General features: G+C 61.7%; 11 protein-coding genes. All 11 read left to right on the top strand.

The window, feature by feature from the left end; all coding sequences use genetic code 11:
* Positions 1 to 257 precede the first annotated feature (257 nt).
* Positions 258 to 599, top strand: coding sequence for a 50S ribosomal protein L19 (rplS, locus tag HMPREF1546_RS17920; protein ID WP_021751256.1), 342 nt, complete (start codon positions 258 to 260; stop codon positions 597 to 599).
* Positions 600 to 737: 138 nt separating this feature from the next.
* Complete coding sequence (gene lepB / locus HMPREF1546_RS17915; protein ID WP_021751255.1) at positions 738 to 1331, top strand: signal peptidase I; 594 nt, start codon at positions 738 to 740, stop codon at positions 1329 to 1331.
* 70 nt (positions 1332 to 1401) lie between these two features.
* Complete coding sequence (lepB, locus tag HMPREF1546_RS17910; RefSeq protein WP_021751254.1) at positions 1402 to 2019, top strand: signal peptidase I; 618 nt, start codon at positions 1402 to 1404, stop codon at positions 2017 to 2019.
* Between the two features lie 68 nt (positions 2020 to 2087).
* Positions 2088 to 2984 carry a ribosome biogenesis GTPase YlqF gene (gene ylqF / locus HMPREF1546_RS17905; RefSeq protein ID WP_021751253.1) on the top strand — a complete coding sequence of 299 codons (897 nt, stop codon included), beginning with the start codon at positions 2088 to 2090 and terminating at the stop codon, positions 2982 to 2984.
* 13 nt (positions 2985 to 2997) lie between these two features.
* Positions 2998 to 3234: a PF20097 family protein gene (locus HMPREF1546_RS20025; protein ID WP_036631296.1), complete on the top strand. Its 237-nt coding sequence runs from the start codon at positions 2998 to 3000 to the stop codon at positions 3232 to 3234.
* Between the two features lie 62 nt (positions 3235 to 3296).
* Entirely contained in the window at positions 3297 to 3533 is a 237-nt protein-coding gene (locus HMPREF1546_RS17895) for a PF20097 family protein (protein ID WP_036631295.1), read from the top strand.
* A 7-nt stretch (positions 3534 to 3540) separates the two neighbouring features.
* Entirely contained in the window at positions 3541 to 4164 is a 624-nt protein-coding gene (locus HMPREF1546_RS17890; RefSeq protein ID WP_083491062.1) for a ribonuclease HII, read from the top strand.
* Positions 4161 to 4520 carry a YraN family protein gene (locus HMPREF1546_RS17885; RefSeq protein WP_021751249.1) on the top strand — a complete coding sequence of 120 codons (360 nt, stop codon included), beginning with the start codon at positions 4161 to 4163 and terminating at the stop codon, positions 4518 to 4520. The genes HMPREF1546_RS17890 and HMPREF1546_RS17885 overlap by 4 nt, the downstream gene beginning before the upstream one ends.
* A 25-nt stretch (positions 4521 to 4545) precedes the next feature.
* Complete coding sequence (gene thrC / locus HMPREF1546_RS17880; protein WP_036631293.1) at positions 4546 to 6033, top strand: threonine synthase; 1488 nt, start codon at positions 4546 to 4548, stop codon at positions 6031 to 6033.
* A 104-nt stretch (positions 6034 to 6137) separates the two neighbouring features.
* The gene (locus HMPREF1546_RS17875) at positions 6138 to 6482 is read left to right on the top strand and encodes a hypothetical protein (RefSeq protein ID WP_021751247.1); all 345 of its coding nucleotides are present in this window, start codon (positions 6138 to 6140) and stop codon (positions 6480 to 6482) included.
* A 32-nt stretch (positions 6483 to 6514) separates the two neighbouring features.
* On the top strand, positions 6515 to 6742 hold the full coding sequence (locus HMPREF1546_RS17870) for a hypothetical protein (protein WP_021751246.1): 228 nt from the start codon (positions 6515 to 6517) through the stop codon (positions 6740 to 6742).
* The last annotated feature ends 3 nt before the right edge of the window (positions 6743 to 6745 follow it).

Genomic DNA, 6745 nt, shown 5'->3' with positions numbered 1-6745 from the left:
CCTGGTACTGTGGCTGATCGGGCGGACCGGCGGGAGCCTGTGGCTGCTGCCGGCTGCATTCGGCCTGCTGGCGGCGGCTCTTCGGGAACTGCACGGCAGAAAGGCGGATTTTTTGTAAAAAATACTTGCATTTTCCTCCTGGCCGTGGTATCCTATTACGGCTACAAAGGGTGGTCCTCTGCCGTGCACACGCCGGAGTGCGTTGATGTGCCTTTGAGAGAAGCGGCATGAACACCTATTATTTAGGAGGAACATCCATGGATCTGATTAAGGAACTGAACAAAGAGCGTCTGGAAGCGGAAGTGACCCCCGTTAAGGTGGGCGACACGGTCCGGGTGCACGTGAAGGTCAAGGAAGGCTCCCGTGAGCGTATCCAGGTCTTCGAAGGCACCGTCATCGCCAAGAAGCACGGCGGCATCACCGAGACCATCACCGTGCGCCGCATCTCCTACGGTGTCGGTGTGGAGAAGGTCTTCCCCGTGCACTCTCCCTCCATCGACAAGATCGAGGTGGTCCGCAACGGTGCTGTGCGGCGTGCCAAGCTGTACTATCTGCGCGGCCGCGTGGGCAAGGGCGCCAAGGTCAAGGAAAAGCTGTGATCCAAGACGAAAGAGAGGCGAAAGCCTCTCTTTTTTCTTGTCACACAAAATTTCCCCGGCATCTTGTGATTTTGACGGTTCTTTGATATACTAGCATACGTTATTGTGAAAAACTGCGGTGCTGGAGGAGGCGGTCACGTGCGGGGAGGAAAACGGCTCAACAGGGACGCGCTTTCCCTCCGCGGGCTGTACGAGTGGGTGCAGGTGCTGGTGTGCGCCGTGACAGCAACGGTGCTGCTGTTCACCTTTGCGGCGCGGGTGGTGCTGGTGTCCGGCCCCTCCATGCGGGAGACGCTCCAGCATCAGGACTGCCTGCTGGTGATGAACGCCCACCTGTGCGGTGGATTTGAGGCCGGGGACATCGTCATCATCCGGAAGGAGAGCTTCAAGGACGGGGAGCCCATCGTGAAGCGGGTGATCGCCACAGAGGGCCAGACGGTGGACATCGACTTTACCGCCGGTGCCGTCTATGTGGATGGGCAGCTGCTGGAGGAGGACTACATCCGCCAGCCCACCTATCTGGAGGAGGGGCTGGAGTTCCCTGTCACCGTGCCGGAGGGCTGCGTCTTTGTTATGGGCGACAACCGCAACGACAGCGATGACAGCCGGGATCCGGAGCTGGGGCCGGTGGATACCCGGCAGATTTTGGGCCGGGCGGTGTTCCTGTTGTTCCCAGGCGTGACGGCAGACACCGACAAGCGGGACTTCGGCAGGATCGGCCCGCTGACATAAGAGCAAGGAGACCTCCGGCGGGGGGCTTTCCATCAACAGGGGCGAAAGCGCCCGCGGAGGTTTTGCAGACATGTGGAAGAAAGAGAAGAAGCAGGAGACGCAGGAGGTGTCTCCGGAAAAGGAGGAGGGCCGGGACCTGTATGAGTGGGCCCAGGCGCTGGTGTGCTCCGTGCTGGCGGTGGTGCTGCTGTTTACCTTCGTCATCCGGCTCATCGGCGTGGATGGGCACTCCATGGTGCCCACCCTGCAGGACGGAGACCGGCTGCTGGTGCTGAACGCCATGCTGGACAACGACTATGAGTACGGCGACATCGTGGTGCTGCGGAAGGACACCTTTCTGGAGGAGCCCATCGTGAAGCGGGTGATCGCCACGGAGGGCCAGACGGTGGACATCGACTTTGTCTCCGGCGCCGTCTATGTGGACGGGGAGCTGCTGGAGGAGGATTATATCAACGAGCCCACCTATGTGGAGGAAGGGACGGAATTTCCCCTGACGGTGCCGGAGGGCTCCATTTTCGTCATGGGCGACAACCGAAACCACTCCAGCGACAGCCGCAGCAGCGACCTTGGCACGGTGGACACCCGGTATGTCATCGGCAAGGCGGTGTTCCTACTGTTTCCCGGCGCGGACGAGGCCACCGGGCAGCGGGACTTCGGCCGCATCGGCCCCATTGCGGGGATCGACTGAGCCACGGGGACAGCTTCCTGAGAAGAATTGATTGGGCGCCGCCCGCCGGGGCGGCGTGAGGTAGGACTATGAATATTCAATGGTATCCCGGTCACATGACCAAAACCCGGCGGATGATCGCCGAGCAGATCAAACATGTGGATGCAGTGTGCGAAATCGTGGACGCCCGAATCCCTGTGTCCAGCCGGAACCCGGATGTGGACGAACTGACGGCGGGGAAACCCCGGCTGGTGGTGCTGAACCGGGTGGACCAGGCGGACCCAGACGCCACGAAGCGGTGGGCGGCCTGGTTCCGGGCAAAGGGGTACGCGGTGATGGAGTCCGACGCCAAGAGCGGCGCCGGGACAAAGCAGTTTGCCGCTGCTGTCAAGACGCTTCTTGCGGACAAGCTGCGCGCCTATGCGGAAAAGGGGCAGAACCGGGTGGTCCGGGTGATGATTTTGGGCGTGCCCAACGTGGGCAAGTCCACCTTTATCAACAGGATCGCCGGCCGCAAGACTGCCAAAACCGAGGACCGGCCCGGTGTCACCCGGGCCAAGCAGTGGGTGCCCATCGACCGCGGGCTGGAACTGCTGGATACCCCCGGCATTCTGTGGCCCAAGTTTGAGGACCAGAGCGTGGGGCTGAACCTGGCCTACACCGGCGCGGTGAAGGACGAGATCCTGGACATGGAGACCCTGGGCTGCCACCTGATGGCGTACCTGGGCACCAACTACCCGGAGGCCCTGAGGACCGGCTACAAGCTCCCATCCCTGCCGGAGCGTCAGGACGGCGAGGAGGACGTGGCCTGGGGCTACCGCCTGCTGGAGGCCGCCGGGAAAAAGCGGGGCTTTCTGATCTCCGGCGGCGAGGTGGACACGGAGCGGATGGCCAAGATCCTGTTGGACGAGTATAGAGCTGGCAAGCTGGGACGCTTCACACTGGAAATGCCGGAGGAGACGGAACAGCCTGCAGCGTCAGAATGAGGGAAGCGCGCCTATGAATTGCCCGTCTTGCGGAAAAGAGATGGAGCGGGGGAGCCTTTATACGGAGCTGGGGCGGGGCCTTTTCTTCCTGCCGCCCGGCGGAAAAGTGGGATTCTGGGATACGAAGCGCAGTGTGGAACAGCACGGCGGGATTGTTTTGGATGGCCCGCATCATATACGGGGGAGCGACCGCGCAACTGTACATGGCTATGTCTGCCGCGCCTGCAAAAAGATCCTTCTGGAGTATTGACATCACTTGGCGGGAATCGCGGAAAGCGAAGGAACCTGCCCTGCGAGGAGGGAGGCATATCCATGAACTGCCCTGTCTGCGGAAAAGAGATGGAAAAGGGCCATGTCATCACCAAGAACAGCATCGGTCTTTTTTTCATGCCGGGAGAGAAAGACCTCCGCACGTTTTATACGAGGCGGAACATCGAGGCAGATGGCGGCATTGTGCTGGACGGACCGATGACGTTCCGCTACAACCGGACATGGCTTCCCGCCTGGGTCTGTCGCACCTGCAAGAAGATCGTCATGGAGTATTGGTAGGATGGAAATGGACCTCTGGACCTATGAGCGTGAACAATGGAATAGTGGTCTCACGGCCCTCTGCGGAGTGGACGAGGCAGGAGCCGGGCCCCTGGCGGGGCCGGTGTACGCCGCTGCCGTCATTCTGCCCCGGGAGATCGGTTTTCCTGGCCTCAACGACTCCAAAAAGCTGACGGCGAAGAAGCGGGATGTCCTGTTCGACCAGATCACCGCCACGGCAGAGGCGTACAGCATCGCCTTTGTGACGGCGGAGGAGATCGACAGTTTGGATATCCTCAACGCCCGGATGCTGGCTATGAACCGGGCCATTGAGGGGTTATCCATTCGGCCGGACCTGTGCCTCATTGACGGCAACCGGGACCATGGCAGCAGCGTCTCCATCACGGCGCCCCACATGTGCCTGGTAGGCGGGGACGGGAAGAGTGCCTCCATTGCGGCGGCCTCCATCCTGGCCAAGGTCAGCCGGGACCGGTATGTGACCGGCGTGCTGGACCGGGAGTATCCCCAGTACCAGTTTGCCAAACACAAGGGCTATGGGACGAAGCTCCACTATGAAATGCTGGATCGGTACGGCCCCTGCCCTGCCCACCGGCGGACTTTTCTGAAGAAGTGGGAGGCCCGGCGCACATGAATACCACCAAGGCCCTGGGGGACCGGGGCGAGGCCGCAGCGGCACAGTACCTGCGGAAGAGGGGCTGCCAGTTGCTGGCAAGCCAATGGCGCTGCCGGTACGGAGAGCTGGATCTGGTGGCCCGGGACAGAGACGGCACCATCTGCTTTGTGGAAGTAAAGCTGCGCAGCGGCAGCTTCGCGGGCCTGCCGCGGGAGGCGGTGGACCGGCGGAAGCAGGAACGGCTCCGGGCCGCAGCGGCCTGCTATCTCAGTCAGCACGACCTGGACGCTCCCGCCCGGTTCGATGTGGCGGAGGTTTATACGGATGGGGTTCACCGCCCCCTCCGGCTGGAATATTTGGAAAATGCGTTTTGAAAAACAGTCAGAAGGAGAGAGCGACATGAAGTATTACAGCACACGGGACGCCGCCGTCCGCATGGACGCAGCGGAGGCCATCAAGATGGGCCTGAGCCGGGACGGCGGCCTGCTGACCCCCTGCGAGATCCCGCAGATCGACCGGGCTTTTTTGGAGAGCCTGGTGAATGTCCGGTACCAGGAGCGGGCTGCCAAGGTCATGGGCCTGTACCTGACCGACTACACCTATGAGGAGCTGTCCGGATTTGCGGAGAACGCCTACGGCCCTGAGAAGTTCGACTGCGACGTCGTGGCCCCTGTCCGCACGGTGGACGAGACCACCCACTGCCTGGAGCTGTGGCACGGCCCCACCAGCGCCTTCAAGGACATGGCCCTGCAGATGCTGCCCCAGCTGCTCTCCGCCGCCCTCCGCAAGACCGGAGAGTCCAAGACGGTATGCATCCTGGTGGCTACTTCCGGCGACACCGGCAAGGCTGCGATGGAGGGCTTTGCCGACGTGCCGCAGACGAAGATCCTAGTATTCTACCCCAAGGACGGCGTGTCCAAGGTCCAGGAGACCCAGATGGTCACTCAGGACGGCGCCAATGTGGGCGTCTGCGCCGTGGAGGGCAACTTCGACGACGCCCAGGCCGGTGTAAAGCGCATTTTCTCCGATGAGGCCATCCGGGCCACCCTGGCGGACCGGGGTTACTTCCTGTCCTCCGCCAACTCCATCAACTGGGGCCGCATCCTGCCCCAGGTGGTCTACTATATCTCCGCCTACTGCGACCTGGTCCGGGACGGGAAGCTCAGCATGGGCGACAAGGTGAACTTCTGTGTGCCCACCGGCAACTTCGGCGACATCCTGGCGGCCTACTACGCAAAGCGCATGGGACTGCCGGTTGGGAAGCTGATCTGCGCCTCCAACTGCAACGATGTGCTGACGGACTTCCTCCGCACCGGCGTGTACGACAAGAACCGTCCGTTCCATACCACCATGAGTCCCTCTATGGACATTCTGGTGTCCAGCAACCTGGAGCGGCTACTGTTCGACCTCTCCGGCGAAAACGATGCGGAGGTGAAGGGCTACATGGATGCCCTCGCCAAGACCGGCAAGTACGAAGTGTCCGACGCCATCAAGGCGGCTCTGGCGGACCAGTTCTGGGGCGGCTTTTGCGGCGAGGCGGGCACCTCCGCTGCCATCGCCAAGTATTACAAGGAGAACGGGTATCTGATCGATACCCACACCGCCGTGGCCGCCAGCGTCATGGAACAGTACCGCAAGGCCACCGGCGACAAGACGGTGACGGTGTTCGTCTCCACCGCCTCCCCCTACAAGTTCTGCGACCACGTGCTGCGGGCCATCGGGGAGACCCCGGCGGGCGACGGCGTGGAGCTGCTGGACCAGCTGCATGAAACTACCGGCACGGCGATTCCCCGGCGCCTGGCGGCCCTGAAGGGCAAGGCCCGGCGGTTCGACCTCACCTGTGAGAAGCCCGGCATGGACAGCGTGGTGCTGGACTTTTTGAAGTAAATCGCGCTGCAACAAAGCAACGCGGGAAACGGCTTAATGCGGCAGACTGTAAATCTGTTGCCTTTGGATTTTGGAAACCTGAAAGAGGGCAGGGAGGCTATTGCGTGAAGCCTTTGAGCCGGGCATTTGCCCGATTGGTGCTGCTGTTCTTTGCTTTGGGAATTTTCTTCCTGGCTGTCAACGAGCTGATTCCCTACCGGACCCTGGGAGACCGGTACCGGGTGATGGACACGGCCTATTGGATCAAAAACACCCTGCGGATCACAGGAATCGTGCTGCTGGTCAACGGAGGCATCCAGTGGGTCCGAAACCTCCGCTGCCCATACTGCGGCCGTGGGTATGCCATGCCATGGTGGCGGAAGGGGGAAAAGCACTTCTGTGACAGGTGCGGCAGGGAAATTGTCTTTGATGACCCGGAGGACCCAACCGAAAAACGCAAAGGGGAGTAGAGCACCATAGCACAGGAGCGGCGCTGTCCCTATTGCGGCGGCGAATTGGCGCCGGGCGGATCCGGGGCGAAGGCTACAAAGGGTCCCTCTGGCTCCCGGAGGGCAGCAAGCTGCCCGGCATTCTGCTGACCAAGACAGGCGTCCGGAAGGTGGGCGGACGCGTTTGGGGAAAGGTCAGCAGCGTGAAAATCGAGATGGACACAGATCAAGATAGATCAACAGAGTTCCGGGGAGTTGGAGCCGCCGAAGAGGACGGCTGACTC

Source organism: Oscillibacter sp. KLE 1745 (assembly GCF_000469445.2).
Classification (GTDB): Bacteria; Bacillota; Clostridia; order Oscillospirales; family Oscillospiraceae; genus Oscillibacter; species Oscillibacter welbionis.
Note: the sequence above shows the minus strand (reverse complement) of the source record. Positions and strands in the feature narration are given on the sequence as shown.

What these genes read in the sequence shown, in the direction of transcription:
- rplS (WP_021751256.1), top strand. Translation starts at nt 258, where the DNA reads ATGGATCTGATTAAGGAACTGAACAAAGAGCGTCTGGAAGCGGAAGTG.
- lepB (WP_021751254.1), top strand. Translation starts at nt 1,402, where the DNA reads ATGTGGAAGAAAGAGAAGAAGCAGGAGACGCAGGAGGTGTCTCCGGAA.
- ylqF (WP_021751253.1), top strand. Translation starts at nt 2,088, where the DNA reads ATGAATATTCAATGGTATCCCGGTCACATGACCAAAACCCGGCGGATG.
- HMPREF1546_RS20025 (WP_036631296.1), top strand. Translation starts at nt 2,998, where the DNA reads ATGAATTGCCCGTCTTGCGGAAAAGAGATGGAGCGGGGGAGCCTTTAT.
- HMPREF1546_RS17895 (WP_036631295.1), top strand. Translation starts at nt 3,297, where the DNA reads ATGAACTGCCCTGTCTGCGGAAAAGAGATGGAAAAGGGCCATGTCATC.
- HMPREF1546_RS17890 (WP_083491062.1), top strand. Translation starts at nt 3,541, where the DNA reads ATGGACCTCTGGACCTATGAGCGTGAACAATGGAATAGTGGTCTCACG.
- HMPREF1546_RS17885 (WP_021751249.1), top strand. Translation starts at nt 4,161, where the DNA reads ATGAATACCACCAAGGCCCTGGGGGACCGGGGCGAGGCCGCAGCGGCA.
- thrC (WP_036631293.1), top strand. Translation starts at nt 4,546, where the DNA reads ATGAAGTATTACAGCACACGGGACGCCGCCGTCCGCATGGACGCAGCG.